This is a genomic window from Pantoea sp. X-Soil-ISGK-355, from assembly GCF_059730805.1.
Genome location: NZ_AP035971.1, coordinates 2,863,811 through 2,889,614, shown reverse-complemented (window position 1 = coordinate 2,889,614; position 25,804 = coordinate 2,863,811). Strand labels below are relative to the sequence as shown.

Genomic DNA, 25,804 nt, shown 5'->3' with positions numbered 1-25,804 from the left:
TCAGGAGAATGAAATGACTGATGCCATTAAAAAATGCAGTGCGACCGAAACAGCAGCCTGTTGTTGTGTTGATGTGGGCACGGTAATGGATAATACCGATTGCACCGCCAGCTGGTCGGAGTGGTTTGCTCAGCGTGCCGATGCGGAAGCCAAATTAGCTCTCCTCACCGAACGTGCACGTGAAGTTGAATCGGAACCCTGTGTGATTGAGTCGCGCTTCAGTGAGGTGAATCAGGGTGTGCAGCTGGATATCGATTTTACTTTCAGCTGCCAGGCTGAAACGATGATTTTTCAGCTCGGTTTGCGTTAAGTCTCATAACGCCGCATTAATGCGGCGTTTTTCATTTTCGTGTTTCTCTTCGCACTTTTTCCTTTCCGGTATTGGCGGCTCACCCGCTTGTGGTTAACACTGATCAGGTCAGACCTCTTCAGGCAATGATGCCACAGTCCCAGCCACAGGTGAGAACAATGAGCAAAGCGCAGCCGCTGCTGACGCGTGATGGTGAACGCATCGCAATAACCCACGGGTTACGCACCCCTTTTTTGCGCCAGGCGACCGGCTTCCATGGCATTCCCGCCATTGAGCTGGGACGGATGGTGGTCAGCGAATTAATGGCGCGCAGTGAACTGCCGGCTGAGGTGATCGAGCAACTGGTCTTTGGTCAGGTGGTGCAGATGCCGGAAGCGCCGAACATTGCGCGTGAAATTGTATTAAGCAGCGGGCTGAGTGTGCATACCGATGCCTACAGCGTCAGCCGTGCCTGCGCCACCAGCTTTCAGGCGGTAGCGAATGTGGCAGAAAGTCTGCTGGCGGGCACCATCTCTGCCGGTATTGCCGGTGGCGCAGACTCTTCGTCGGTGTTGCCGATTGGGGTCAGTAAAACGCTGGCCCGCGCGCTGGTGGATCTCAATAAAGCCCGCAGCTTCGGTCAAAAACTGCACATCCTGCGGCGTCTGCGTCCGCGTGATCTGCTGCCGGTCCCGCCTGCAGTGGCGGAGTATTCGACCGGCCTGCGTATGGGCGACACTGCGGAGCAGATGGCTAAGCGTCACGGCATCACTCGCGAAGCACAGGATGCGCTGGCGCTGCGATCCCATCAGCATGCCGCCAGGGCCTGGCAATCCGGAGTACTGAATCAGGAAGTGATGGCAGCCTTTGTGCCGCCGTGGAAAACCGCTATTGACCAGGACAATAACGTCCGTATGAATGCCAGAGCAGAGGATTACGCCCGGCTGCGTCCGGCGTTTGATCGTCAGCACGGCAGCGTCACGGCGGCCAACAGCACGCCTCTCACCGACGGCGCGGCCGCCGTGATTCTGATGCGCGAAGGCCGCGCCCGTGAACTGGGTGTCACGCCGCTGGGCTATCTGCGCAGCTACGCGTTTACCGCGATTGGTGTACAGCAGGATATGCTGCTGGGTCCGGCGTACTCCTCACCACTGGCACTGGATCGCGCCGGAATCACGCTGGCCGATCTGACGCTAATTGATATGCATGAAGCGTTCGCGGCCCAGACCCTGAGCAATCTGCAACTTTTTCGCGACGAGCGCTTTGCCCGCGAGGTGCTGAACCGTGCTCATGCGCTGGGCGAAGTGAATGAAGAGCGCTTTAACGTGCTGGGCGGTTCAATCGCTTATGGTCATCCTTTTGCCGCCACGGGCGCGCGCATGATCACCCAGACGCTGAATGAATTACGCCGTCGCGGTGGCGGGTTAGGACTGGTCACGGCGTGTGCGGCGGGCGGTCTGGGTGCGGCAATGGTTCTGGAGGCCGAATAATGGATCAGAATGCGTTTCACCTGAAGATGCGACTTGATCACGTTGGCATCATTACAATCGATGTCCCTGGCGAGAAGATGAACACCCTGAAAGCAGAATTTGCCGGGCAGATCACCGCCATCATTGCAGAGGCGCGACGCGATCCGCAGCTGGCAGGCCTGGTACTGATTTCGGGCAAAGCGGACAATTTTATCGCTGGCGCGGACATCAGCATGATCGATCGCTGTCAGAGCGCACAGGAAGCCGAAGCGCTGGCAAAACAGGGTCAGGAAGTGATGGCTGCGCTTGATGCGCTGCCATTCCCGGTAGTAGCCGCAATCCATGGTGCCTGCCTGGGCGGCGGGCTGGAGCTGGCGCTGGCCTGCGATGCGCGTATCTGCTCGCTGGATGAGAAAACCCGCCTGGGTTTGCCGGAGGTGCAACTCGGCTTACTGCCCGGCTCCGGAGGTACCCAGCGACTGCCTCGGTTAATTGGCGTGCAGCAGGCGCTGCCGCTGATTCTGACCGGCAAGTCGTTGCGGGCGAAACAGGCCCGTAAGCTGGGGGTGGTTGATGATGCGGTGCCGCAGGCGATTCTGCTGGAGACGGCTATCGCGCGGGTGAAAAAGGGCAAGGTCAGTGGACGCACGCTGCCGCTGCGCGACCGTCTGCTGCACGGGCCGGTTGGCCGTCAGGCACTATTTACACTCGCAACCCGCCAGACTGCAGCCAAAACCCAGGGTAACTATCCGGCGGCAAACCGCATTATTGAGGTGGTGCGCATCGGGCTGGAGAGGGGCAGCCGGGCCGGACATGATGCTGAAGCGCGTGCCTTCGGTGAGCTGGCAATGACGCCGGAATCTGCGGCGCTGCGCGGACTCTTTTTCGCGACCACGGCCATGAAGAAGGAGCGGGGCGGTGAGGCGGAACCCGCTGCGGTGAAGGGTGTCGCGATTCTCGGCGGCGGTCTCATGGGCGGTGGCATCGCCAGCGTCACCGCAATCAACGCCGGATTACCGGTACGCATCAAAGATATCAGCCTGGAAGGCGTTAACCATGCGCTGAAAACCAGCTGGGATCTGCTGAGCAAAAAGGTCAAACGACGCCAGCTTACTCCGGCACAGCGTCAGCAGCAGATGGCTCGTATCACGGGCGGCATCGATTACCAGGGGTTCTCGCAGCGCGATGTGGTGATCGAAGCCGTGTTCGAAGATTTAGCACTCAAGCAGCAGATGGTCAGCGAAGTGGAAGCCCACTGTCAGCCGCATACGCTGTTTGCTTCTAACACCTCGTCGCTGCCGATTGAAGAGATTGCCGCCAAAGCACAGCGTCCGGAAAACGTCATCGGCCTGCACTACTTCAGCCCGGTCGATAAAATGCCGCTGGTGGAAGTGATTCCCCATCTGAACACCTCCACCGCAACGGTAGTGACCATTGTGGCGCTGGCGCGCAGCCAGGGCAAAACGCCGATAGTGGTAGCGGACAAGCCGGGTTTCTATGTTAATCGCATCCTGACGCCCTATATAAATGAAGCGATGCGTTGCCTGCTGGAGGGCGAGCCGATTGACCATATCGATCGGGCGCTGGTGAAGGCTGGTTTTCCGGTCGGTCCGATTCAGCTGCTCGATGAGGTTGGCATCGACGTCGGCAGCAAAATCAGTCCCATCCTGCATCAGGCTTATGGTGAACGCTTTGCCGCACCCGCTGCTTTTGACGCGGTGCTCAAAGATGGCCGCAAGGGACGTAAAAACAGCAAAGGCTTTTATCGTTATGACCAGCCGCGCTGGCAGCGTAAAAAGCCGGACACCTCGCTGTATACGTTGCTGAAAGTCACGCCGCAGGCAAGACAGAGTGACGCGCAGATTGCAGAACGCTGCATGATGATGATGCTGAATGAGGCGGCCCGCTGCCTTGATGAGCAGGTCATTCGCTGTGCCCGCGATGGCGATATCGGTGCTGTGTTTGGTATCGGCTTTCCGCCTTTCCTGGGGGGGCCGTTCCACTACATGGACAAACTGGGTGCGGCGGAGGTGGTCGACCGCTTAACCCGCCTTACGCAGCAGCATGGCGATCGATTTACGCCCTGCGAAGCACTGGTTGAAGCGGCCAGAGAATAGACGAAATTTTACATTTCTGCTGTAAATGGAATAACCAATCCGATTCAGCGGGTTAGAAAAGCGCCGCCAGAGTGTGCGGCGCAGCATGATTCTGAGAAGCGCTTATTTAATAAACAACCGGTTGACTATACTGAAGCCATTAGGGTAAAACACAGCGTTCATTCGCAGAGTTAAGAGTCAGGCGCCAGGCGTCGGGCGATGTCGACAAACAACAGCGGTGCTTTATGCAAGTTTTTATCATGCGTCACGGCGATGCGGCTCTGGAAGCAGCCAGTGATTCAGTCAGGCCTTTAACCTTATGTGGCTGCAATGAATCACGCCAGATGGCCAACTGGCTCAACAGCCAGACGCCAGACATTGAGCGTGTCCTGGTGAGTCCCTATTTACGCGCGCAGCAAACCCTCGCGACCGTGCGTGAAGCTTTTCCCCTGCCGGAAAACCAGGATGTTCTGCCGGAGTTAACGCCGGGCGGCGATCCGGAAATGGTCGGGTGCTATCTGCAGACCCTGGCAAACGAAGGTGTGAAATCGGCGCTGGTGATCTCTCATTTACCATTGGTGGGATATTTAGTCTCTGAACTGTGCCCGCAGGAAGCCCCCCCCATGTTTGCCACTTCCGCTATTGCCTGCGTGGAATTCGATCCCGCGCAGCATGCCGGTAAACTACTGTGGCAGGTCAGTCCCAAAAAGCTGGCGAAAGCGATCTGACGTCTTTGGGCCGATCCTCCCGGCCCCTATCAGGGCAACTCAGGCGGTTGCCACTCCTCAATCTCAATTAAAACCAGCAGCGCGGCGTCACCGCCAAACAGCTTCGGCGCCTGGTGAAAAGCCATCACCCACGGATGCTGGGCCAGCCACAGCGGCGTCTGCTGCTTCAGAATATGCTTTCCATGACCGGTCATAACGCTGGCGCAGAACAGATGTTCACGGCGGCAGGCGGCGATCAGTGCGCCCAGTTCCTGCTTGGCCTGCTGCTGCGTTAAGCCATGCAGATCGAGGAAAATCTCCGGCGTATAGTCGCCACGACGCAGTTTTTTCAGCTCAAAGTGGCTGACATCGGCACGCACGTAGCGGGTGGCTCCTTCGGTGGAGAGCAGCGGCTGGAACTCATCCGAAAAGTAATGGCTGTTGTCCGCCTGCTCTGAAAGCAGTCGTTTTACCGGCAATACGCGGGTTTTAACCGGTAATTTATGCACGAAAGTATCTTGTTTCAACTGACGCGTGCCAGTCATTAACTGTCGAAACAGCGCCTGGTCATCCGGGCTTAAGGGTGTTTTTTTACTCATGACGGGTCAGTTATCTAAGAAAAGTCTGCTACACAGCATAGGCGATACCTTACCGATTAATGTCATTAAATGTCAGCTTTTTCACCTTGCTGCGCTGAATTCTCCCCGGCTTCATGGCACACTACTGGCCGATTTAGCAAAAGGCCTGCGGAGGGCTACGTGGACAAAATTTTCGTCGATGAGGCAGTGAACGAACTGCACACTATCCAGGACATGCTGCGCTGGGCGGTAAGCCGCTTTTCCGCTGCCGGAATCTGGTACGGGCATGGCACAGACAATCCCTGGGACGAAGCCGTTCAACTGGTCCTGCCGTCACTCTGGCTGCCGCTGGATATTCCTGAAGATATGCGCAGTGCGCGTCTCACCGCGAGCGAACGTCTTCTGATCGTTGAGCGCGTTATCCGTCGCGTTAACGAACGCATTCCGGTTGCCTATCTGACCAATAAAGCGTGGTTCTGCGGGCACGAATTCTTTGTCGATGAGCGCGTGCTGGTGCCGCGTTCACCGATTGGCGAACTGATTGAAAACCGCTTTGCCGGTCTGGTGAGCACACCGCCGCGTCATATTCTGGATATGTGTACCGGCAGCGGCTGTATCGCGATTGCCTGTGCCTATGCTTTCCCGGAAGCCGAAGTGGATGCCGTGGATATCTCCACCGGTGCGCTGGCGGTAGCCGAACAGAACATTGAAGAACATGGACTCATCCACCAGGTGACGCCGATTCGTGCTGACCTGTTCCGCGAACTGCCACAGCTGAAATATGATTTGATCGTCACCAATCCGCCGTACGTTGATGCGGAAGATATGGACGATCTGCCGAACGAATATCGCCACGAACCAGAGCTTGGCCTGGCAGCAGGTAGCGATGGCCTGAAGCTGGTGCGCCGTATTCTGGCCTGCGCGCCCGACTATCTTAGCGAGCAGGGCGTACTGGTCTGCGAAGTGGGCAACAGCATGGTGCACATGATCGAGCAGTATCCCGACGTGCCCTTTACCTGGCTGGAATTCGACAACGGCGGTGATGGCGTCTTCACGCTGACGCGCCAGCAGATTGTCGACGCACAACACCATTTCTCTTTTTATAAAGACTAAAAGTGGGGCGAAGCCTCGCCCGCCGAACTCTGACAAGGAAACAGCATGGCCGGAAACAGCATCGGGCAATTTTTTCGAGTAACGACCTTTGGCGAGTCCCACGGTCTGGCACTGGGCTGTATCGTTGACGGCGTGCCGCCAGGCATCCCGCTGACCGAAGCCGATATTCAGCATGACCTCGATCGCCGCCGTCCTGGCACTTCGCGCTATACCACGCAGCGCCGCGAGCCGGATCAGGTGAAAATTTTGTCCGGTGTCTTTGAGGGTGTGACCACCGGCACCTCGATCGGCCTGCTGATTGAGAACACCGATCAGCGCTCGCAGGATTACGGTGCCATCAAAGATCTCTTCCGTCCGGGCCATGCTGATTACACCTACGAGCAGAAGTATGGTCAGCGCGACTATCGTGGCGGCGGCCGCTCATCGGCGCGTGAAACCGCGATGCGCGTGGCGGCCGGGGCGATTGCCAAGAAATATCTGCAGATGAAACACGGTGTCGTGGTACGTGGCTATCTGTCACAGATTGGTGATGTCGCCTGTGAGCTGAAAGACTGGAGCATCGTGGAGCAGAACCCGTTCTTCTGTCCGGATGCCGATAAGCTCGAGGCGCTGGATGAACTGATGCGCGGCCTGAAAAAAGAGGGCGACTCCATCGGTGCTAAAGTTACAGTGATGGCAGATAACGTGCCGCCAGGCCTGGGCGAGCCGGTCTTTGACCGACTGGACGCCGATCTGGCGCACGCGCTGATGAGTATCAATGCGGTGAAAGGCGTCGAAATTGGCGACGGCTTTGCGGTGGTTAACCAGCGCGGCAGTCAGCATCGTGATGAGATCCGCCACGACGGTTTTCAGAGCAATCACGCCGGCGGCATTCTGGGTGGTATCAGCAGCGGCCAGACCATCAGTGCCAATCTGGCGATGAAACCGACCTCCAGCATCACCGTGCCAGGTAAAACCATTACCCGCAACGGCGAAGAGGTGGAGATGATCACCAAAGGCCGTCACGATCCCTGCGTCGGGATCCGCGCGGTGCCGATCGCCGAGGCGATGATGGCGATCGTCCTGATGGATCATCTGCTGCGCCAGCGGGCGCAGAATGGTGATGTCAACAGCTCTGTACCGCGCTGGTGATGGCATGAAGGCGCTCCTGCTTACTCTTAATGCGCTGCTGATCAGCGCCTCCAGCCTGGCCGCAACGCCGTGGCAACAGATTCAGCAGCCGATCAGCGGCGCACCGCAGTCAATTGGTGGCTTTGCCAACGGCTGTATCGTCGGCGCGCAGGCACTGCCGCTCAATTCACCGCACTATCAGGTGATGCGTCAGGATCAGCGGCGCTATTTTGGCCATCCCGATCTGATTCAGTTTATTCAGCGGCTCAGCACCCAGGTGCATAACCTGCAACTGGGCAACGTGCTGATTGGCGACATGGGCATGGCGGCTGGCGGGCGCTTCAGCAGCGGTCACGCCAGTCACCAGACCGGCCTGGATGTGGATATCTGGCTGCAACTGCCAAAAACACGCTGGAGCGCGCAGCAACTGCTGAAGCCGCAGCCGCTGGATTTGGTTGGGCCGGGCGATAAGAATGTCATTGCGCGCCACTGGCAGCCGGAAATCGACAGCCTGATTAAACTGGCCGCAAAAGACGATGATGTTACACGGATCTTCGTCAATCCGGCGATTAAAAAGCAGCTTTGTGCGGATGCAGGTAACGATCGCGACTGGCTGAGAAAAGTGCGCCCGTGGTTCGCGCATCGTGCTCATATGCATGTGCGACTGCGCTGCCCTGCGGGCAGTATCGGCTGTGAAGATCAGCCCGCACCGCCTCCGGGCGATGGCTGTGGCGCAGAGCTGCAGAGCTGGTTCCTGCCGAAACAGCCGGGTTCTGGCGCGCCCGTGAAACGTGAGCCGCCGCCGTTACCGCCTGCCTGTCAGGCCCTGCTGGATAAACATTTACTGTAAGGGATTCCATGGAGTGGTTTGTTGTCAGCCCGCTGCTGGTCGGGCTGCTGTTTTTAATCGCCATGCTCGCCGGTTTCATTGACTCTATCGCCGGTGGCGGGGGGTTACTGACGGTGCCTTCACTGCTGGCGGCGGGCCTCTCTCCGGCGCAGGCGCTGGCGACCAATAAACTGCAATCGGTCGGCGGCTCGTTCTCCGCCAGTCTCTATTTTGTCCGGCGTGGAGCGGTCAATCTGAATGAGCAGTGGCTGAACATCGCCATGACGCTGTTGGGATCCATTCTGGGCGCGATACTGATTCAGCGACTGCAGGCTGATTTTCTGCGTCAGATGCTGCCGCTGTTTTTGATCGCGATTGGCCTGTGGTTCCTGCTGATGCCAAAGCTCGGTGAAGTGGATCAGGCACGCCGCCTGCATGGTCTGCCTTATGCGCTGGTGGGCGGCGGGGCAGTGGGCTTCTACGACGGATTTTTCGGGCCAGGCGCAGGCTCGTTTTATGCGCTGGCTTTCGTTACCCTCTGCGGCTACAACCTGGCCAAAGCGACCGCCCATGCCAAGGTGCTGAATTTCACCTCAAACATGGGCAGCCTGCTGTTCTTTATGTTCGGCGGCAAAGTGGTGTGGGGAACCGGTCTGATCATGATGCTCGGTGCCTTCTGCGGCGCGCGTCTGGGCGCACGACTGGTGCTGAGCCGCGGACAGAAATTGATCCGCCCGATGGTGGTGATTGTCTCTGCCGTCATGAGCATTAAATTACTGTGGGACAGCCACGGCAGCGACGTTCTGGCCTGGCTTACCACGCTGCATTCGTAACCTGAAACGCGATACCGTCATGAACCCGACCCATCATTATGAACAGCTGATCACGCTGTTTGATCGCTGCTTCAGCGATGAATTTCAGACCCGTCTAATTAAAGGCGACGATGAACCGATCTATCTTCCTGCTGATACGGAGTCGCCGTGGAACCGTGTGGTGTTTGCCCACGGCTTTTACGCCAGCGCTCTGCATGAGATCTCGCACTGGTGCATTGCCGGTGAAGCACGCCGCAAACTGGTCGATTTTGGCTACTGGTACTGCCCGGATGGCCGAGACGCGCTGACCCAGAGTCAGTTTGAAGCGGTTGAAGTGAAGCCGCAGGCGCTGGAGTGGATGTTTTGTATGGCGGCAGGCTTTCCCTTCAACGTGAGTTGTGACAATCTCGACGGAGATTGTGAGCCGGATCGCATTGCGTTCCAGCGTAAAGTGCATGCTCAGGTCATGAGCTATCTGACGTCGGGCATTCCCGACCGTCCCGCGCGTTTTATTACCGCTCTGGCGAAATTTTATGGCAGGCCTTCGCTCACCGCGTCGCAGTTTCCCTGGCCGGACGATCTGTGATGCAGGAAGGTATTATTAATAGAGGAATTGAGATGATCGCAGAATTTGAAGCGCGTATTCTGGCCCTGATTGACGACATGGTCGAGCATGCCAGCGATGATGAGCTGTTCGCCAGCGGTTATCTGCGCGGGCATCTGACACTGGCTGTGGCCGAAGTGGAGCAACTGGGCGAACATACGCCAGAAGCGCTGCAGATTCAGGTCTCCCGCAGTCTGCAAAATGCTATCGCTGCCGGAGAACTCTCACCGCGCGACCAGGCATTAGTGGTTGGAATGTGGGACAACCTGTTTGTTCAGGCACGCCAGCTCTCCGCATAACGTTGCAGGGCGGCGTGCCGCCCTCAGCATCGGCTAAACTGCTTTTCCCTTCAGTAATTTTCTCACCCAGTAGCGATTCGGATTAAGCGCTGCCAGTGTACTCACGTCCAGCGGCTGCGGTTCGCCCGTCAGCTGAGCTGCCAGTACTTCGGCTGCCAGCGGTGCACTGCACAGGCCGCGCGATCCCAGCGCACCAAACAGGTACAGGCCCGCCAGATCGGGCGCATCAGCGATATCGTGACTTGCGGCCAGCTGCGCCGGTAAATCAGCGTACTGCACCAGCGTGGCGTCATAATCCGGCGCACCGCCCACCATCGGCAGGTGATCCCGCGTGGCGCAGCGCACACCCATTCTCGCCTCGCCGTCACTGACATCCACGCTCTCTGCCCAGCGCCGGTCAGGCAGGCAATCCAGTAGTCGGCTGCGGTTCTCCTGCTGATCCTCTTCCCGGTAATCTATTGCGGTTTCGCCACGATGATAGCTGGCACCGATACAGTGGGTGCCAAACTGCGGGCTGACGGGCGTCAGGTAGCCGTCGTAACAGAGCACGGTCTGCAGCGCGTCGAGACCTGGGGTTGAAGGAACATGGCTCACCTGACCGGCCACCGGATAGGTCGGCAGCGGGGCGCTTTGCGCAACGTCGGCAATCGCATGGCCGTTAGCCAGCACCACTGTCGGATGACGGACCGCGGGGCGATCGCTGAACGTCAGCGTCCAGTGATCATCATCCCGTGAAAGGCTGCTCACCCGGTGTAGCCAGTGAATGCGCAATCCCTGGGTTTCACCATAAGCCAGCATCGCGGTGGTCAGTTCGGCCGGTGAGAGCCAGCCACCTTCCGGATAGAAAATGCCGCTGCAGCCATGATCAACATTTGCCAGTGCCTCCGCCTCTGCGACATCCACGCCACGAGCGATGGATTCAGGCAGGCCCATCGCCAGCATCTGATCAATCTTCTTACGACTTTTCTCATCCCAGCCGAGCTGCAGCACACCGCTCCAGTGATGCTCATAGTGGACGGTTAACTGATCGTAGAGCCGCCGGGCGAAGCTGAAGGCCGCCGGGAAAAAGGTGGCGAGCGCCGGGTCGTGCTGGTTGAGCAGCGGATAGAGCGCGCCCTGACGATTACCGGACGCGCCCAGCGCGGGTGCTTCGTCGGCACAGTAAAGGGTGACCTGCCAGCCGCGACGCAGCAGCGCCAGCGCTAAGGTGGCACTGGCGACGCCGCCGCCAATCAGGGCCACATCACGCTGCTCCGCAGATTGACGATGATACCAGGGCTGCGGACTGGGTAACGGAGGCGCATCCTGCAACGGCCCGCACAGCATTTCGCGCTTGGGACCAAATCCTTTGCGGCGGATAACGTCAAAGCCCGCCTGCTGCAGGCCGCGCCGGACAATACCTGCGGCGGTAAAGGTCGCGAAGGTCCCTTGTGGACGCGCCAGTTTTGCCATCATGCTGAACAGTTCCGGCGTCCACATATCCGGGTTCTTCGACGGCGCGAAACCATCCAGGAACCAGGCATCCACCTGACGATGCAGGCTCTCATCCAGCTCTTCCATCAGCTGGTTGATATCGCCCAGCCAGAGATCGAGCGTGATCCGTCCCCCGTCAAACAGCAAACGCTGGCAGCCGGGCAGGGCCGCAGGCCACTGCGCCTGCAGCGTTTCGGCCCAGGGAGCCAGTTCCGGCCAGTGCTGCTGCGCAGCAGCCAGGTCTTCACGGGTTAACGGAAATTTCTCAAAGCTGATGAAATGCAGACGTTTTAAAGTGGCATCGGGCTGTTCACGCTGAAACGTGTCGAACGCCTGCCACAGCGTCAGAAAGTTGAGGCCGGTACCAAAACCGCTTTCCGCCACGATCAGCAGATCGCGCGGATGCTCTGCAAAACGATCGGGAAAACCGTTGCCGCCAAGGAAGACATAACGTGTCTCTTCCAGACCATTGTCATTAGAGAAATAGACGTCGCCAAACGCTCGGGAAACAGGTGTACCCTGTTCATTCCAGTTTAGCTGTGCATGTTCAACCGGGGTTAGTTTCACGGTAAAGGCTCGTTTTTCAGGCAGTGGCGCGATTCTAACGACCCACGTGACATGACGCAAATTTACAAAAGGAAATAGCTGATCGGACTTGTTCGGCGTACAAGTGTACGCTAGAGTGCATGCCAATTAAGAAGAAGTGGATGAGGAAGATTGAATGAAACGTGCTGTGATTACTGGCTTAGGGATCGTTTCCAGTATTGGTAATAACCAGCAAGAGGTGCTGTCATCTCTGCGTGAAGGACGCTCTGGCATCACCTTTTCTGAAGAGATGAAAGATTCCGGCATGCGTAGTCACGTCTGGGGTAACGTTAAATTAGATACCACCGGCCTCATCGATCGCAAAGTTGTGCGTTTTATGAGTGATGCGTCCATCTATGCTTATCTTTCCATGGAAGAAGCGATTAAAGATTCCGGCCTCACCACTGAAATGTATCAGAGTAACCCACGTGTGGGTCTGATTGCGGGTTCAGGCGGCGGTTCTCCACGCTTCCAGGTATTTGGTGCGGATGCTATGCGCAGCCCACGCGGCCTGAAAGCGGTTGGCCCCTATGTGGTCACTAAAGCGATGGCCTCTGGCGTTTCTGCCTGCCTCGCCACGCCATTCAAAATTCATGGCGTAAACTACTCGATTAGCTCTGCCTGTGCCACCTCAGCGCACTGTATCGGTAATGCCGTTGAGCAGATTCAGCTCGGCAAACAGGATATCGTTTTTGCGGGTGGCGGCGAAGAGCTGTGCTGGGAAATGGCCTGTGAGTTCGATGCCATGGGCGCGCTCTCTACCCGTTACAACGACACGCCAGAGAAAGCGTCACGTACTTATGACAATGAGCGCGACGGCTTTGTTATCGCCGGTGGCGGCGGCATGGTGGTGGTGGAAGAGCTGGAGCATGCGCTGGCTCGCGGAGCACACATCTATGCCGAAATCGTCGGTTACGGTGCGACGTCAGACGGTGCAGACATGGTTGCACCATCAGGTGAAGGCGCAGTGCGCTGCATGAAGATGGCGATGAACGGTGTCGATACACCAATCGACTATCTGAACAGCCACGGAACCTCTACTCCGGTGGGTGATGTGAAAGAGCTGGGTGCGATTCGTGAAGTGTTTGGCGATAACACGCCTTACATCTCAGCGACCAAAGCGATGACCGGCCACTCACTGGGTGCGGCGGGCGTGCAGGAAGCGATTTACTCGCTGCTGATGCTGGAACATGGTTTTATTGCGCCAAGCATCAACATCACCTCGCTGGACGCCGCTGCAACCGGTATGAACATCGTCACTGCGCCGATGGAAAAAGAGCTGACCACCGTGATGTCTAACAGCTTTGGTTTCGGCGGCACCAACGCCACCCTGACCATGCGTAAATATCAGGCGTAATCATTACGTCAGTACGCTGAAGGGCCGGCTTGCCGGCCCTTTTTGTTTTTGGTGAACATGCTTCGCTGCAACGCATTGTATGCTCAGGGAACACGGGCAGATCGGAAAGACGCTAAAGCCAATCCCTGGCCGCTCGGCCCGCGCCGTCCATGGCGCGGGACGCTTTCCTCCTCTGCCCCTATTCCCTGCGCGTTGTGCTACTGTGTTGCGGTAAGATACATCCTGAATGGGGTTGGTCAGTCGTCTGACGTTTTACAGCCCATCCGCGTTACCTCGTTCAACCCTCCGTTTTAGCCCTCCCGCTGCAGCAGCCGCAGCAATGTATTGCATCCTGCCACAATCTCGTCAGGCGTCAGTGCGGCAAAGCCCAACATCCAGCCTTGCTGAGACGAAGGCCCGGCATAGAGTGGGCTCAGACGCGGCAGCAGCAAACCCTGTTGAGCCGCCAGTGCGCTTAATCGCGCTTCATCCTGTTGCAGTCTGACCGTTACCTGTAATCCGCCGCTGCTGACAATCGGCGTGATCCAGGGCGAGAACCGCTGAGCAATCTGCTCGAGTAACCGATCGCGACGGCTGCGATAGAGTTGACGCATCAGCCGCAGATGGCTGGCGAAATGTCCCTGCTGCAGGAAGGCAGCGGTGACAGCCTGCGGTAGCAGGGCGCTATGCCCATCAAGCACGCTGCGTGCCTGACCAATGGGCGTAATCAGCGCGGGCGGCACGACCATCCACGCCAGGCGCAGAGAGGGAAACAGCGATTTCGAAAAGGTGCCTAGCGTGATCACCCGCTGATGGCGATCCAGTCCCTGCAGTGCCGGAACAGGGCGATCATCATAATGAAACTCACTATCGTAATCATCTTCGATTAACCAGCATTGGTTGCGCTGCGCCCAGTCGAGCCACGCCAGACGCCGCGACAGGCTGAGCGTGACGCCGGTTGGATAATGATGCGAGGGTGTCAGATACATCAGCTTCGCACTGCCGCTGGCGGGGATAGCACCTTCGGCATCGACCTCAATGCCGCGCACCTGTGCGCCTGTGGCCCTGAAGGCGTTGCGCGCGCCAGGATAGCCAGGCTCCTCCATCCACACCGCATCACCGGGATCGACGAACATCATCGCCAGTAACTGCAGCGCCTGCTGTGAACTTGTCAGAATGATCACCTGCTCTGGCTGGCACGCTACGCCTCGTGAGAGCGCCAGATAATCAGCGAGTGCGCTGCGTAACGGCAGGTAGCCGCAGGGATCGCCATATCCCATTGCCGCGCTGCCCAGGGAACGCTGTACGCTGCTGCTCAGGCGTCGCCAGGTGTTGTGGGGAAAAGCGCGTAACTCCGGTGAACCGGCGGCGAATGCGTGCGGAAAAGGGGGATCCTGACAGCCACCGGTTGCCAGAACCTGCTGGCCCCGCGCCGAGAAGCGGACGGGCTGAGGCCGGGCAGGTAATGATGATGAATAGGAGGGGATGATGATGGCAACAAAAGTACCGCGACCGGTCTCGCGTCGCAGATAGCCTTCACTTTCCAGCTGTCCGTAGGCCGCTTCCACCGTCACACGTGACAGACGCAGATCCTGCGCCAGCTGCCGGCTGGAGGGTAACTGCTGACCGGCGTGCAGATGATGCCGGTTGATCGCCAGTCGCAGGGTAGAGCAGAGCCGCTCACGCACGCCGCCACTGGCCTGGTGCTGGAAAAGTTGTAACCACGGTGAAGGCATATGGGTCTTAACCCTGCTGGATAATGGGTATCAGTAAGCAGTCCACTTTGCCGTAAACTGCAGCTTCATCACAACAGGAGAATCGCTATGTCATCGGTTTTACAGATTCCGGCCGCCACGCCGCAGCAAAGCCTCGACTATCTGCAGGCCAAACTCGCTTATTACACCGACGCCTGGGATCTGGCGGAAGATCTGGCCCGTCAGGCACCAGAAATTGTGGTGATCGATGCCCGTGCGCCGGAGGCTTATCGCGCCGGTCATATCTGCGGCGCGATAAATTTTCCGCATCGCGGGATGGATGCCAGCACGACGGCGCGGCTTGACCGCAGCAAAGTGTATGTCACCTATTGTGACGGTATTGGCTGTAACGGCTCGACGAAAGCGGCATGGAAACTGGCATCGCTGGGATTTCAGGTGAAGGAGTTAATTGGCGGGCTGGATTTCTGGAAACGTGACGGTCATCCGCTGACCTGGGGTGATGCAGCGGGCGAATGGCCTGCCGCCGCGCCCATAGCATCCTGCGGCTGCTGACTCAGAGTACCAGCCAGAGTAAAAGGGTGATGACCCCCAGTGCGACAAAAAATCCCAGCAGGGGACGCTGCGCCAGCGGCTGTATCGCGGGCGGCAGCGATGCCACAAAGGGTGACCAGATCGGCTGAGGTTTAATCTCGCTGGGTGCAAGCGGCTGCTCAAGAAGTTTTTCTGCCCGGTCAGCGCGACGGCTGAACAGGAAGTTCAGCAGATCCTGCGTCTGTGCAGTGGTCAGAACCATCTGCGGCGTCGCCTGAAAACGCTGCTGGCTGTAATCTTCCAGTTGCTGCCGTTCCTGCTGATCGAGCGGCTGCTTCAGGGACGCTTCCAGCAGTTGCAGCGTCGGTGCACTGTGCTGACTCAGCGTCTGGCGTACCTGCAGATACTGTGTCAGCAGCGGAAAGTGGCGTGAGGGGATCGGATCGCCGCTGGTCAGATTCACCAGTTTCAGCGCTGCCGACCACAGCTTACCGGTGGATTCGCCGGTGGCGGCGGCCAGGCGCACCACCTGCTGATTCAGGGTATGGTGCTCGGCAGGGAGCAGCGTGCGATCGCTGACGCGGATCTGCTGCGGCTGGGGAATCGTCATCTGCCCGTTCTGCAGCATCGTCAGCACCTGGCGCAGCTGATCCTGACTCAGCGCGCTCAGGACGGTCTGACCAAACTGCTGACGGATAAAATCACTGACGGCCTGACGGTTATTACCTTTCGGCAGTAGCTCGGTGAGCTGAGTCATCAGCTGGCGGGTGCCATGTCCGTTCTGCGCCTGCGTCAGGCGACCATTCAGATACTGTTCCGCAGCCGGAAAATGACGCGACTGTAACTCCGCTTCACTCTTTACGCCCACTTCATGACGGACGCCCGCCCAGAGTTCAGGCGCTTTAAGAGTGCTGAGCGATGAGATACGCACGATCAGGCGTTCTAACGTCGTGCGCTGAGCAGGGGAGAGTGGCTGTTCACCCGCCACAGAACCGTGACGGGTCACACCGGTTTGCGGATTGACAGATGAACGATCGACCGGCGCACCGGGGCCGCTGAGAGGTTGCATGGCGGATTCCTTGGGAAAACAGAACAGCGTGGGGTGCGCCGGAAAACGAATAGGCCATGATAGCAAAAGCCCCCGGGAAATCCCACGGGGGACTCGCGTTTCGGCGCGAGATTTACGCTTGAGTTGTGAACCTCAGCCGCCTTTATTTACCACCCTCTTTAGCTGCATCTTCACTCACCGCAGCCAGACTCCTTAATCGGCAGAAGGTATGATTCAGGATGGTGGCTGAATGACCGGTTTGTGCCGGGTTAGTGGCGTCCGCAGTCGCTGCGCCAGTATGACACCGCCCAGCGTCAGACCACCGCCAATCCAGTGGTAACTGTGCAGTTGCTCGTGCAGAAACAGCACGGCGATCAATGCGGTAAACAGCGGCGTCAGATTCATAAAGATGCTGGTGGTGCTGGCACCAAGGCGCTGCACGCCATGGATCCACAAAAAAGGCGCGATGATGGAGGCGAACAGCCCGGCAAACGCTACCAGTGGCAGGTTATGCCAGTTAAGCGACACGTCTGGTGCCAGTAAAAAGCCGGGCAGCAACAGCAGTACGCCGAATACGATCTGCACATAGAGACTCTGCCAGATTGGCAATGGCAGCGCCCAGCGTTTCGTCAGGACGCCATACAGCGCATAGGAGGTGGAAGCGGCCAGCATCATCAGTTCACCTTTGCCCATGCCATGATTCAGCAACTGCATCACGTCACCCTGACTGACCAGCCACACGAGTCCGCAAAAAGAGAGAATACTGCCGAGCAGGATACCGAGCGTTGGCGCAATCCGAAGGATAACCACGCTCAGCAGTACGGTGAGCAGCGGGATCAGCGCGCCAATAATGCCCATAAACAGTGCGCTGACACTATGTGCCGCGTAATAGGCAAGACTCTGATAGAGCACCATACCGAGCAGCCCAAGGATCGCCAGCCGCCACAGATGCGGTTTGATGATCTTACGCGAGCGCCACACGCCAGGCAGCACAAAGGGAGTAAGTACCAGCAGTGCCAGCAGCCAGCGATAGAATGAGATCGCTGCCGGATCGATCGCACTGGCCGACAGTTTGCTGACAATTGAGTTGATCGACCAGATCATCACCGCAAAGAGCGGGTACAGGAAAAACATGCTGACTCTCCATACGTCATTACACGCCATTGATGAGGCGCAGTGTACGCTTGTCCGGATTTATTCAGATAGTTAATATCGGACAAAATGAGCGAATGAGCGGACAGAATGAGCCTGAAAGTGACCTACCAGCCGCCGGTGAATGCGCCGCAGTTACGCTACTTTATGCGTTATGAACAGGCCAATGCCCGCACCGAATATCTGCCGCATGCGCATGCCTGGGGCCAGCTGATCATGGTGAAAAGCCACGTCCTGGAGATGCAGGTCGAGGGCGAGCGCTTGCTGACGCCGGCCGATATTCCGGTCTGGATCCCGCCGGGTCAGCTGCACAGTAGCTATAACCATTGTCAGGCGCAGTTTCGCACCTTTAATCTGGCGTCACCGCTCTGCGCCGACTTACCCCGGCGCGCCTGTCTGATGCTGATAGATCCCATTGCACACGCCATCATGGACGATTTCGCTGAGCAGCAAATCGAGCAACCCGCCACGGATGCCCAGTGGCGGCTGTGCGAGGTGCTGCGCGATCGCCTGAAGCTGGCGCAGGTGCAGGAGAGTTATCTGCCGACTTCAGATGATAAATTTCTGGCGCCTGTGTTACATGCGCTGGAAGCGCATCCGGGCGATAACACCACGCTGGCGGGCTGGGCGGCGCGGGTCTTTACGACCGAACGGACGCTGGCGCGGCGCTGCCAGCAGCATCTGCATATGACGTTTGGTGAGTGGCGGCAGCGTCTGCGGTATCTTCGCGCCATCGTACTGCTCGAGCAGGGAGAAAGCGTGCAGAGTATCGCCCATGAGCTGGGATACAGTTCCGCCTCGGCGCTGATTGTGATGTTCCAGCAACAGGCAGGCACCACGCCCGATCGCTACCGTGCGCGGTTAGGCTAACGCGTCGCTTTGTGCCAGAATAATTGCCTCACATGTAACAGACAGGAAAGCCGTGGTGAAAATTCTGGTCGATGAAAATATGCCTTATGCCCGTGAGTTATTCAGTCGCACCGGCGTCGTGGTCGCGGTGCCGGGGCGTCCGCTGCCAGTGGCTGAGCTGGCCGATGCCGATGGCCTGATGGTGCGCTCCGTCACCCAGGTGAATGAATCGCTGCTGGCAGGAAAACCGGTGAGGTTTGTCGGCACCGCGACGGCGGGCACCGATCATATCGACGAGAACTGGCTGCAGCAGGCGGGCGTTGCGTTTTCAGCCGCTCCCGGCTGTAACGCTATTGCGGTGGTGGAATATGTTTTCTCTGCGCTGCTGATGCTGGCGGAGCGCGATGGTTTTGAGCTGCGTGACCGCACAGTCGGCATCGTTGGTGTCGGTAACGTCGGCGGGCGGCTGCAAAAGCGTCTTGAGGCCTGGGGCATCAAAACCCTGTTGTGCGATCCGCCACGCGCCGATCGCGGTGACGAAGGCGATTTTCTGTCCCTGGAGGCGGTGACAGCGCAGGCAGATATTCTGACCTTCCACACGCCGCTGTTTAAAGACGGCCCCTACAAAAGCTGGCATCTGGCGGATGCAGCGCTGCTAATGGCGCTGAAGCCCAACACCATCCTGATTAACGCCTGTCGCGGCCCGGTAGTGGACAATAGCGCGCTGCTGGAGGTGCTGAAAATGCGCCATGACCTGAGCGTAGTGCTGGATGTCTGGGAACCGGAGCCGGATCTCTCGCTGGCGCTGCTGGATAAGGTCGACATCGCCACGCCGCACATCGCGGGCTACACGCTGGAAGGCAAAGCACGTGGCACCACTCAGGTCTTTGAAGCCTGGTGCGACTTTATTGGTCAGCCGCAGCAGGTGCCACTCAGCACCTTACTGCCGGAGCCGGAATTCAGTGAAATTACCCTGAATGGCTCGCTGGATCAGCCAACACTGAAACGTCTGGCGCATCTGGTGTATGATGTGCGCCGCGATGATGCCCCGCTACGTAAAGTGGCGGCGAAACCCGGCGAGTTTGATCGCCTGCGCAAGCAGTATCTGGAGCGCCGCGAGTGGTCTTCGCTGCAGGTAAGCTGCGATGACGCCTCAACGGCTGAGATGCTGAACCAGCTGGGCTTTAACGCAATCTACTCCCCAGAATAGCGGGCGCTGAAGGTCAGGCGCCCTGGCGCGGTTTCCGCACTGAATTAATCAGTGAACGGAAGGCGCGTGTCACGCGGGCGTCTCTGTATGGCGGCTGGATTTAAGGGGGGAATAAATCTGAATCCCTGGGCGGTGAATATCACCGCCTTCTGTTTTTATGTCATTGTCTGGAGTAAACCAACATGTCTGACGGCTGGAATATTGCGCTACTTGGCGCGACAGGCGCAGTAGGGAACGCTGTACTGGAACTGCTGGCGGAACGCCAGTTCCCGGTTGGTGAATTATATTTGCTGGCCAGCGAAAACAGTGCGGGTGAAATCAAACGTTTCGAAGGCCGCTCGGTGCGGGTCGATAATGCAGAGACGTTCGACTGGTCACAGGCGCAGCTGGCCTTTTTCGTCGCGGGCCGTGACGCTTCGGCACGTTTTGCCGACGAAGCGGCCAATGCCGGTTGTCTGGTGATCGACAGCAGCGAGCTGTTTGCGCTGGAACCCGATGTGCCGCTGGTGGTGCCGGATGTGAATCCGCAGGTGCTGGCAGATTATCGCAATCGCAACATCATCAGCGTGGCGGACAACCTGGTGAGCCAGTTGCTGACCGCGATTAAACCGCTGGTAGATGCGGCCGGGCTGAGCCGTTTACAGGTGACGAATCTGATCTCGGTTTCCAGCTACGGCAAAGTGGCAGTCGATGCGCTGGCGGGGGAAAGTGCCCGCCTGCTCAACGGTATTCCGGCTGATGAACATCACTTTGGTCGTCAGCTGGCGTTTAACCTGATGCCACAACAGGCCGACGCAGAAGGTAGCGTGGAGAGTGAACGCCGTCTGATTGATCAGGTGCGCAAAGTCCTGCAGGACGAAGGCTTGCCCATTGCGGTCAGCAGCGTACAGGCTCCGGTGTTCTACGGTAACGCGCAGATTGTGCATATCGAAAACCTGCGCCCGCTCTCTGCGGAAGAAGCGCGTGCCGAGCTGGCGCTGGCGTCAGATATTCGTCTGAGCGAAGAGGATGACGTGCCGACGCCAGTGACGGATGCCTCAGGCAACGGCGAACTGAGCATCGGCGCTGTGCGCAACGACTACGGTATTCCAGAGCTGCTGCAGTTCTGGTCAGTGGCGGACAACATTCGTTTTGGTGGCGCGCTGATGGCGGTGAAAACCGCTGAGAAACTGGTTCAGGAGTATCTGTAACCATGTCCGATGGTCAGACGAAAAAACTGGCGCTCGGCATCGAGTATGACGGCAGCCGTTACTACGGCTGGCAGCGCCAGAATGAAGTTCGCAGCGTGCAGGAAAAGGTAGAGCGCGCGCTGTCGAAGGTCGCCGATCACCCGGTCAGCATTTTTTGTGCTGGTCGTACCGATGCGGGCGTGCACGGGACGGGGCAGGTGGTCCATTTCGAGACGACTTCGCAGCGGCCTGATAGCGCCTGGACGCTGGGCGTCAACGCCAATCTGCCGCCGGATATTGCAGTGCGCTGGGTGAAAGCGGTGCCGGATGAATTTCATGCCCGCTTCAGCGCCACGGCCCGACGCTATCGCTACCTGATCTACAATCAGCGCCTGCGTCCGGCGGTGCTGGCGCAGGGCGTGACGCACTTCTACCATCCACTGGATGCAGAGAAGATGCAGCGCGCCGGGCAATGTTTGTTAGGCGAGAATGATTTCACTTCATTCCGCGCAGTGCAGTGCCAGTCACGTACACCCTGGCGCAACGTGATTCACCTCAACGTGATGCGTCAGGGTCCCTATGTGATTGTGGATATTAAAGCCAACGCTTTTGTGCATCACATGGTGCGTAATATCGTGGGCAGCCTGATGGAGATAGGCTGCGGCAATAAGCCGGAGTCATGGATGGCAACGCTGCTGGCGGCGAAGGATCGGACATTAGCCGCAGCCACAGCCCGGGCAGAAGGGTTGTATCTGGTGGCGGTGGATTACCCACCCCACTTTGCGTTACCACAGCCGTCGATGGGACCGTTGTTCCTTGCGGATTAATTCACTTTCAGGACTTAAAAGGGCGCGCTATGGAGTTTCTCCATTTTCTGGTCGATTTTATTCTGCACATCGATGTGCATCTGGCCGAGCTGGTTGCACAGTACGGTATCTGGATTTACGCTATTTTGTTCCTGATTTTGTTCTGCGAAACCGGGCTGGTTGTGACGCCATTCCTGCCGGGCGATTCGCTGCTGTTTGTTGCGGGCGCACTGGCTGCACTGCCGGGTAACGATCTCAATGTGCATGTGATGGTGGCGTTGTTAGTGGTGGCCGCGGTGCTGGGCGATGCGGTGAACTATACCATTGGCCGCCTGTTTGGCGAACGGCTGTTCAGTAACCCGAACTCGAAGATTTTCCGTCGTAGTCATCTGGATAAAACCCATGCGTTTTATGCCCGTCACGGTGGAAAAACCATTATCCTGGCGCGCTTTGTGCCAATTGTCCGCACGTTTGCCCCGTTTGTTGCCGGTATGGGCCATATGTCCTATCGCCATTTCGCGCTGTTCAACGTAACGGGTGCGCTGTTATGGGTGCTGCTGTTCTCCTATGCCGGCTACCTGTTTGGCGATCTGCCGGTGGTGCAGGAAAACCTGAAGCTGCTGATTGTGGGCATTATCCTGGTCTCGATTCTGCCGGGTGTGATTGAAGTCTGGCGTCATCGCCGTCAGGCGAAGCAGCAGAAGCTGCCGTAAGACTTCGCTCAGGGGTAAGACCAGATTTTTATCCACAGTCTGAACAGGTTGTGGTTTAATGAGCGACATTTACCGTCTGCTGAAGCGGTTTTCAGCAGTATCAAGACGACTGGACCAGGTCAGTTTTAAACAGAAAGGTCATCAATGAGCTGGATTGAACGCATTCTTAATAAAAGCACCGGAACGCCTGTGCGCAAAGCCAGTATCCCGGAAGGGGTCTGGACCAAGTGTGACAGCTGTGGGCAGGTTCTCTACCGCGCCGAGCTGGAGCGTAATCTTGAGGTTTGCCCGAAGTGTGACCACCACATGCGTATGCACGCGCGTGAGCGCCTCGGCAGTTTCCTCGATCAGGGCACGATGGTTGAGCTTGGCAGTGAACTTGAACCCAAAGATCTGCTGAAGTTCCGCGATTCGAAGAAGTACAAAGATCGTCTGATCGCGGCCCAGAAAGACACCGGCGAGAAAGATGCGCTGATCGTCATGAAAGGTCAGCTGCACAGTATGCCAGTTGTTGCGGCAGCGTTTGAATTTGCCTTTATGGGTGGTTCAATGGGCTCTGTAGTGGGGGCGCGCTTTGTACGTGCAGTTGAGCAGGCGCTGGAAGATAACTGTCCGCTGATCTGCTTCTCCGCCAGTGGCGGTGCCCGTATGCAGGAAGCGCTGCAGTCACTGATGCAGATGGCGAAAACCAGTGCGGCACTGGCAAAAATGCAGGAGCGTGGTCTTCCGTATATTTCCGTGCTGACTGACCCGACTATGGGTGGCGTTTCTGCCAGTTTCGCCATGCTGGGTGACCTCAACATCGCAGAGCCTAAAGCGCTCATCGGCTTTGCCGGCCCACGCGTCATCGAGCAGACAGTGCGTGAAAAACTGCCGCCGGGCTTCCAGCGCAGTGAGTTTCTTATTGAGAAGGGCGCGATTGATATGATCATCCGCCGCCCGGAAATGCGCTACAAACTGGCAAGCCTGCTGGCCAAAATGATGAACCTGCCGGCACCGCTGCATGACGGTGAACCGTCCGCTCCCGCGACGACTGAATCGGAAAGCAACGAGGCCTGACAGGAGATAGAGAGGCGCGCCTGTCGCGCCTCTTACCAATGCACCGTATACCGCAGCACCAGTCTGCCAGGTATAAATAAGCAAAACGGGACATATGGACAATCTTCACCTTCCTCAAGCCACGTCGCCTTTGGCCACGTGGCTTTATTATCTTGAGCACCTGCATACTCAGGCCATCGAACTGGGTCTGGACCGTATTCGTCAGGTAGCACTTCGTCTCGACCTGCTGAAACCCGCTCCGTTTGTCTTTACCGTAGCCGGTACCAATGGTAAAGGCACCACCTGTCGCATCCTGGAAACGCTGCTGATTGCCGCAGGCTATCGCGTAGGCGTCTATAGCTCGCCGCATCTGGTGCGCTATACCGAACGCGTCCGGGTTCAGGGCGAGGAACTGAGTGAAGCGCAGCACTGCGCCAGCTTTGCGGAGATTGAAGCCGGACGGGCTGATATTTCGCTGACCTACTTTGAATTCGGTACGCTCTCTGCGCTGAATCTGTTTCGCCAGGCGCAGCTGGATGTCGTGATCCTCGAGGTCGGCCTCGGCGGACGACTGGATGCCACCAACATCGTGGATGCCGATGTCGCCGTAGTCACCAGCATTGCACTGGATCACACCGACTGGCTGGGACCGGATCGCGAAAGCATCGGACGTGAGAAAGCGGGCGTCTTCCGCGCGGGGAAACCGGCGATAGTCGGTGAACCCGATATGCCACACAGCATCGCTGTGGTCGCGCAGGAAAAAGGCGCTCAGTTGTTACAGCGCAACCGCGACTGGTCCTGGCATGCGCAGGCCGAAAGCTGGTCGCTGCGTGATGTGCAGGGCGAGCTGAACGATCTGCCGCTGCCTCAGGTGCCGCTGCCTAACGCGGCGACCGCGCTGGTGGCGCTGCGTGTTTCAGGGCTTGAGGTCAGTGAAGCGCAGATTCGCGCCAGCCTGCCGCTGGCGATGCTGCCAGGGCGGTTTCAGACTATCAGTGAATCACCGCGCGTGATTCTGGATGTCGCCCATAATCCGCACGCGGCAGGCTATCTGGCGTCGCGGCTGGCGGCCCTGCCGAAACGTGGCAAGGTGCATGCCGTCGTGGGCATGCTGCACGATAAAGATATCGCCGGAACGCTCGCCGCATTGGCTCCAATAGTTGATGCCTGGTACTGTGCACCGCTTGACGGTCCGCGCGGTGCCAGTGCAGAGCAACTGCTGGACGCGCTGCCGCAGGGCGAGACCTTTGGTTCGGTTGAACTCGCCTGGCAGCAGGCACACCAGCGGGCTGCGCCGCAGGACACTGTGCTGGTGTGTGGTTCATTCCACACTGTGGCACAGGTCATGGAATCGATTGAAACGGAGAAAGGACGTGGCAAGTAAGTTTCAGAACCGTTTAGTCGGCACCGTTATTCTGGTTGCCGTTGGCGTGATTGTGTTGCCAGGGCTGCTGGATGGTCAGAAAAAGCATTACAAAGAGGAGTTCGCCGCCATCCCGCTGGTGCCGAAACCTGACGATCAGCAGGATAGCGAAATGGTGCCGCCGGTAACCCAGTCGCTGCCCGCTCAGCCGCCGGAAGGCGCAGGCAGTGCCGTCAATAGCAGCAATGGCAATGGTAAAACCAACGCCACGGCGGAGCAGGGACGGACGCAGCCGTATGAAGAGAGCGATCCTGTCGTCGTCTCGCCGCCGCCGGTCCATCAGTCTGTGCCTGCACAGACGGTGACGAAGCCGAAAGCGGCAGAGCAGCAGAAACCTAAAGTCACCGAGCAGCCTAAGCAGAAGCCGGTTGAACAGCAGAAGCCAAAAGTCGTGGAGCAGCCTAAACCGAAGCCGGTTGAGCAATCCAAAGCGGTTGAGCAGCCAAAGCAGGAAGAGGCGCCAAAAGTGGCAGAGACCACGGCTCCGGCGGGGCAGGCTTATGTGGTGCAGTTAGGTGCGCTGAAGAACGCCAGTAAAGTAAATGAGATTGTCGCGCAGTTGCGGCTGTCGGGCTATCGCGCCTTTACCGTGCCGTCAACGCCGGTTCAGGGTCAGATTACCCGTATCTACGTTGGCCCTGATGCCTCGAAAGCTAAAATGCAAGGCGCGGTGGGTGAACTGAAAAGCATCTCAGGACTGGGCGGTGTTGTAAAACCGTATAGCGCCCGTTAAACCGGCGATTGGCGCTGCCGATAGCAGTAACAGGCAGCGTCTTTTACCGGGCAGGCAGCGCGCTTAACGCGCGCTGTCACGAAAAAGAGTGAAGATTTTCAACGGGCTGTCTGGTTG

Annotated in this window: 25 protein-coding genes; 20 read left to right on the top strand and 5 right to left on the bottom strand. The window is 58.0% G+C overall.

The annotated features are described in order from the left end of the window. The first annotated feature begins 13 nt into the window (after positions 1–13). From AC6I8J_RS13195 to sixA, 4 genes are all read left to right on the top strand, one after another. Positions 14–310: a YfcZ/YiiS family protein gene (locus AC6I8J_RS13195; protein WP_161733432.1), complete on the top strand. Its 297-nt coding sequence runs from the start codon at positions 14–16 to the stop codon at positions 308–310. A 158-nt stretch (positions 311–468) separates the two neighbouring features. Then, on the top strand, positions 469–1,779 hold the full coding sequence (fadI, locus tag AC6I8J_RS13190) for an acetyl-CoA C-acyltransferase FadI (RefSeq protein WP_161733430.1): 1,311 nt from the start codon (positions 469–471) through the stop codon (positions 1,777–1,779). Continuing rightward, positions 1,779–3,875 carry a fatty acid oxidation complex subunit alpha FadJ gene (gene fadJ, locus AC6I8J_RS13185; RefSeq protein WP_285088273.1) on the top strand — a complete coding sequence of 699 codons (2,097 nt, stop codon included), beginning with the start codon at positions 1,779–1,781 and terminating at the stop codon, positions 3,873–3,875. The genes fadI and fadJ overlap by 1 nt, the downstream gene beginning before the upstream one ends. Positions 3,876–4,099: 224 nt before the next feature. Continuing rightward, the gene (gene sixA, locus AC6I8J_RS13180; protein ID WP_013358611.1) at positions 4,100–4,582 is read left to right on the top strand and encodes a phosphohistidine phosphatase SixA; all 483 of its coding nucleotides are present in this window, start codon (positions 4,100–4,102) and stop codon (positions 4,580–4,582) included. A gap of 29 nt (positions 4,583–4,611) precedes the next feature. Here the strand turns inward: sixA and smrB are convergent, their stop codons facing one another. After that, positions 4,612–5,160: an endonuclease SmrB gene (gene smrB, locus AC6I8J_RS13175; RefSeq protein WP_161733426.1), complete on the bottom strand. Its 549-nt coding sequence runs from the start codon at positions 5,158–5,160 to the stop codon at positions 4,612–4,614. Positions 5,161–5,319: 159 nt separating this feature from the next. Between smrB and prmB the strand changes: the two genes are divergently transcribed. From prmB to AC6I8J_RS13145, 6 genes are read left to right on the top strand one after another with little or no spacing between them, the layout of a single operon-like run. Next, positions 5,320–6,252, top strand: a complete 933-nt coding sequence (gene prmB, locus AC6I8J_RS13170; protein ID WP_033783751.1) for a 50S ribosomal protein L3 N(5)-glutamine methyltransferase — start codon at positions 5,320–5,322, stop codon at positions 6,250–6,252. Positions 6,253–6,297: 45 nt separating this feature from the next. Next, a complete protein-coding gene (gene aroC / locus AC6I8J_RS13165; protein WP_161733424.1) occupies positions 6,298–7,383 on the top strand; it encodes a chorismate synthase in 1,086 nt (361 codons plus the stop codon). A gap of 4 nt (positions 7,384–7,387) precedes the next feature. Then, a complete protein-coding gene (mepA, locus tag AC6I8J_RS13160) occupies positions 7,388–8,212 on the top strand; it encodes a penicillin-insensitive murein endopeptidase (protein ID WP_161733422.1) in 825 nt (274 codons plus the stop codon). 8 nt (positions 8,213–8,220) lie between these two features. Further along, positions 8,221–9,024: a sulfite exporter TauE/SafE family protein gene (locus AC6I8J_RS13155; RefSeq protein WP_253419483.1), complete on the top strand. Its 804-nt coding sequence runs from the start codon at positions 8,221–8,223 to the stop codon at positions 9,022–9,024. Between the two features lie 19 nt (positions 9,025–9,043). After that, positions 9,044–9,589: an elongation factor P hydroxylase gene (locus AC6I8J_RS13150; protein WP_161733418.1), complete on the top strand. Its 546-nt coding sequence runs from the start codon at positions 9,044–9,046 to the stop codon at positions 9,587–9,589. Positions 9,590–9,621: 32 nt separating this feature from the next. Continuing rightward, positions 9,622–9,906: a YfcL family protein gene (locus AC6I8J_RS13145; protein WP_003854283.1), complete on the top strand. Its 285-nt coding sequence runs from the start codon at positions 9,622–9,624 to the stop codon at positions 9,904–9,906. Between the two features lie 33 nt (positions 9,907–9,939). Here AC6I8J_RS13145 and mnmC read toward each other — a convergent pair whose 3' ends face one another. Further along, positions 9,940–11,946, bottom strand: a complete 2,007-nt coding sequence (gene mnmC / locus AC6I8J_RS13140; RefSeq protein WP_285088274.1) for a bifunctional tRNA (5-methylaminomethyl-2-thiouridine)(34)-methyltransferase MnmC2/FAD-dependent 5-carboxymethylaminomethyl-2-thiouridine(34) oxidoreductase MnmC1 — start codon at positions 11,944–11,946, stop codon at positions 9,940–9,942. A 154-nt stretch (positions 11,947–12,100) separates the two neighbouring features. On the opposite strand from mnmC, the gene fabB reads away from it, so the two are divergent. Further along, positions 12,101–13,321: a beta-ketoacyl-ACP synthase I gene (gene fabB, locus AC6I8J_RS13135; protein WP_033783746.1), complete on the top strand. Its 1,221-nt coding sequence runs from the start codon at positions 12,101–12,103 to the stop codon at positions 13,319–13,321. 290 nt (positions 13,322–13,611) lie between these two features. On the opposite strand, the gene pdxR is transcribed toward fabB, so the two are convergent. Beyond that, a complete protein-coding gene (gene pdxR, locus AC6I8J_RS13130) occupies positions 13,612–15,036 on the bottom strand; it encodes a MocR-like pyridoxine biosynthesis transcription factor PdxR (RefSeq protein ID WP_497825451.1) in 1,425 nt (474 codons plus the stop codon). A gap of 87 nt (positions 15,037–15,123) precedes the next feature. Between pdxR and AC6I8J_RS13125 the strand changes: the two genes are divergently transcribed. Further along, the gene (locus AC6I8J_RS13125) at positions 15,124–15,567 is read left to right on the top strand and encodes a rhodanese-like domain-containing protein (RefSeq protein ID WP_161733411.1); all 444 of its coding nucleotides are present in this window, start codon (positions 15,124–15,126) and stop codon (positions 15,565–15,567) included. Between the two features lies 1 nt (position 15,568). Here AC6I8J_RS13125 and flk read toward each other — a convergent pair whose 3' ends face one another. Together flk and AC6I8J_RS13115 are read right to left on the bottom strand one after the other, a co-directional pair. Then, on the bottom strand, positions 15,569–16,615 hold the full coding sequence (flk, locus tag AC6I8J_RS13120) for a flagella biosynthesis regulator Flk (protein ID WP_161733409.1): 1,047 nt from the start codon (positions 16,613–16,615) through the stop codon (positions 15,569–15,571). 213 nt (positions 16,616–16,828) lie between these two features. Next, the gene (locus AC6I8J_RS13115) at positions 16,829–17,728 is read right to left on the bottom strand and encodes a DMT family transporter (RefSeq protein ID WP_222925183.1); all 900 of its coding nucleotides are present in this window, start codon (positions 17,726–17,728) and stop codon (positions 16,829–16,831) included. A gap of 108 nt (positions 17,729–17,836) precedes the next feature. Between AC6I8J_RS13115 and AC6I8J_RS13110 the strand changes: the two genes are divergently transcribed. From AC6I8J_RS13110 to dedD, 8 genes are all read left to right on the top strand, one after another. Next, positions 17,837–18,616, top strand: a complete 780-nt coding sequence (locus tag AC6I8J_RS13110; RefSeq protein ID WP_497825450.1) for an AraC family transcriptional regulator — start codon at positions 17,837–17,839, stop codon at positions 18,614–18,616. Between the two features lie 55 nt (positions 18,617–18,671). Next, complete coding sequence (pdxB, locus tag AC6I8J_RS13105) at positions 18,672–19,805, top strand: 4-phosphoerythronate dehydrogenase PdxB (RefSeq protein ID WP_161733403.1); 1,134 nt, start codon at positions 18,672–18,674, stop codon at positions 19,803–19,805. A gap of 182 nt (positions 19,806–19,987) precedes the next feature. After that, positions 19,988–20,995, top strand: a complete 1,008-nt coding sequence (locus tag AC6I8J_RS13100) for an aspartate-semialdehyde dehydrogenase (RefSeq protein ID WP_161733401.1) — start codon at positions 19,988–19,990, stop codon at positions 20,993–20,995. Positions 20,996–20,997: 2 nt separating this feature from the next. Further along, positions 20,998–21,801, top strand: a complete 804-nt coding sequence (gene truA / locus AC6I8J_RS13095; RefSeq protein ID WP_222925184.1) for a tRNA pseudouridine(38-40) synthase TruA — start codon at positions 20,998–21,000, stop codon at positions 21,799–21,801. A gap of 29 nt (positions 21,802–21,830) precedes the next feature. Continuing rightward, positions 21,831–22,493, top strand: coding sequence for a DedA family protein (locus tag AC6I8J_RS13090; RefSeq protein ID WP_033783739.1), 663 nt, complete (start codon positions 21,831–21,833; stop codon positions 22,491–22,493). Between the two features lie 144 nt (positions 22,494–22,637). Further along, positions 22,638–23,552: an acetyl-CoA carboxylase, carboxyltransferase subunit beta gene (gene accD / locus AC6I8J_RS13085; protein WP_161733397.1), complete on the top strand. Its 915-nt coding sequence runs from the start codon at positions 22,638–22,640 to the stop codon at positions 23,550–23,552. 94 nt (positions 23,553–23,646) lie between these two features. After that, complete coding sequence (gene folC, locus AC6I8J_RS13080; protein WP_222925186.1) at positions 23,647–24,915, top strand: bifunctional tetrahydrofolate synthase/dihydrofolate synthase; 1,269 nt, start codon at positions 23,647–23,649, stop codon at positions 24,913–24,915. Beyond that, positions 24,905–25,687, top strand: a complete 783-nt coding sequence (gene dedD, locus AC6I8J_RS13075) for a cell division protein DedD (protein ID WP_161733393.1) — start codon at positions 24,905–24,907, stop codon at positions 25,685–25,687. Before folC ends, dedD begins: the two co-directional genes overlap by 11 nt. Positions 25,688–25,804: the final 117 nt, after the last annotated feature.

Excerpts from the sequence above, each read along its gene's own strand:
- fadJ (WP_285088273.1), top strand. The coding sequence starts at position 1,779 with ATGGATCAGAATGCGTTTCACCTGAAGATGCGACTTGATCACGTTGGC.
- fadI (WP_161733430.1), top strand. The coding sequence starts at position 469 with ATGAGCAAAGCGCAGCCGCTGCTGACGCGTGATGGTGAACGCATCGCA.
- AC6I8J_RS13125 (WP_161733411.1), top strand. The coding sequence starts at position 15,124 with ATGTCATCGGTTTTACAGATTCCGGCCGCCACGCCGCAGCAAAGCCTC.
- AC6I8J_RS13100 (WP_161733401.1), top strand. The coding sequence starts at position 19,988 with ATGTCTGACGGCTGGAATATTGCGCTACTTGGCGCGACAGGCGCAGTA.
- smrB (WP_161733426.1), bottom strand. The coding sequence starts at position 5,160 with ATGAGTAAAAAAACACCCTTAAGCCCGGATGACCAGGCGCTGTTTCGA.
- pdxR (WP_497825451.1), bottom strand. The coding sequence starts at position 15,036 with ATGCCTTCACCGTGGTTACAACTTTTCCAGCACCAGGCCAGTGGCGGC.
- AC6I8J_RS13110 (WP_497825450.1), top strand. The coding sequence starts at position 17,837 with ATGAGCCTGAAAGTGACCTACCAGCCGCCGGTGAATGCGCCGCAGTTA.
- AC6I8J_RS13145 (WP_003854283.1), top strand. The coding sequence starts at position 9,622 with ATGATCGCAGAATTTGAAGCGCGTATTCTGGCCCTGATTGACGACATG.
- AC6I8J_RS13115 (WP_222925183.1), bottom strand. The coding sequence starts at position 17,728 with ATGTTTTTCCTGTACCCGCTCTTTGCGGTGATGATCTGGTCGATCAAC.
- mepA (WP_161733422.1), top strand. The coding sequence starts at position 7,388 with ATGAAGGCGCTCCTGCTTACTCTTAATGCGCTGCTGATCAGCGCCTCC.
- fabB (WP_033783746.1), top strand. The coding sequence starts at position 12,101 with ATGAAACGTGCTGTGATTACTGGCTTAGGGATCGTTTCCAGTATTGGT.
- AC6I8J_RS13150 (WP_161733418.1), top strand. The coding sequence starts at position 9,044 with ATGAACCCGACCCATCATTATGAACAGCTGATCACGCTGTTTGATCGC.
- folC (WP_222925186.1), top strand. The coding sequence starts at position 23,647 with ATGGACAATCTTCACCTTCCTCAAGCCACGTCGCCTTTGGCCACGTGG.
- truA (WP_222925184.1), top strand. The coding sequence starts at position 20,998 with ATGTCCGATGGTCAGACGAAAAAACTGGCGCTCGGCATCGAGTATGAC.
- accD (WP_161733397.1), top strand. The coding sequence starts at position 22,638 with ATGAGCTGGATTGAACGCATTCTTAATAAAAGCACCGGAACGCCTGTG.
- flk (WP_161733409.1), bottom strand. The coding sequence starts at position 16,615 with ATGCAACCTCTCAGCGGCCCCGGTGCGCCGGTCGATCGTTCATCTGTC.
- aroC (WP_161733424.1), top strand. The coding sequence starts at position 6,298 with ATGGCCGGAAACAGCATCGGGCAATTTTTTCGAGTAACGACCTTTGGC.
- AC6I8J_RS13195 (WP_161733432.1), top strand. The coding sequence starts at position 14 with ATGACTGATGCCATTAAAAAATGCAGTGCGACCGAAACAGCAGCCTGT.
- AC6I8J_RS13155 (WP_253419483.1), top strand. The coding sequence starts at position 8,221 with ATGGAGTGGTTTGTTGTCAGCCCGCTGCTGGTCGGGCTGCTGTTTTTA.
- sixA (WP_013358611.1), top strand. The coding sequence starts at position 4,100 with ATGCAAGTTTTTATCATGCGTCACGGCGATGCGGCTCTGGAAGCAGCC.
- AC6I8J_RS13090 (WP_033783739.1), top strand. The coding sequence starts at position 21,831 with ATGGAGTTTCTCCATTTTCTGGTCGATTTTATTCTGCACATCGATGTG.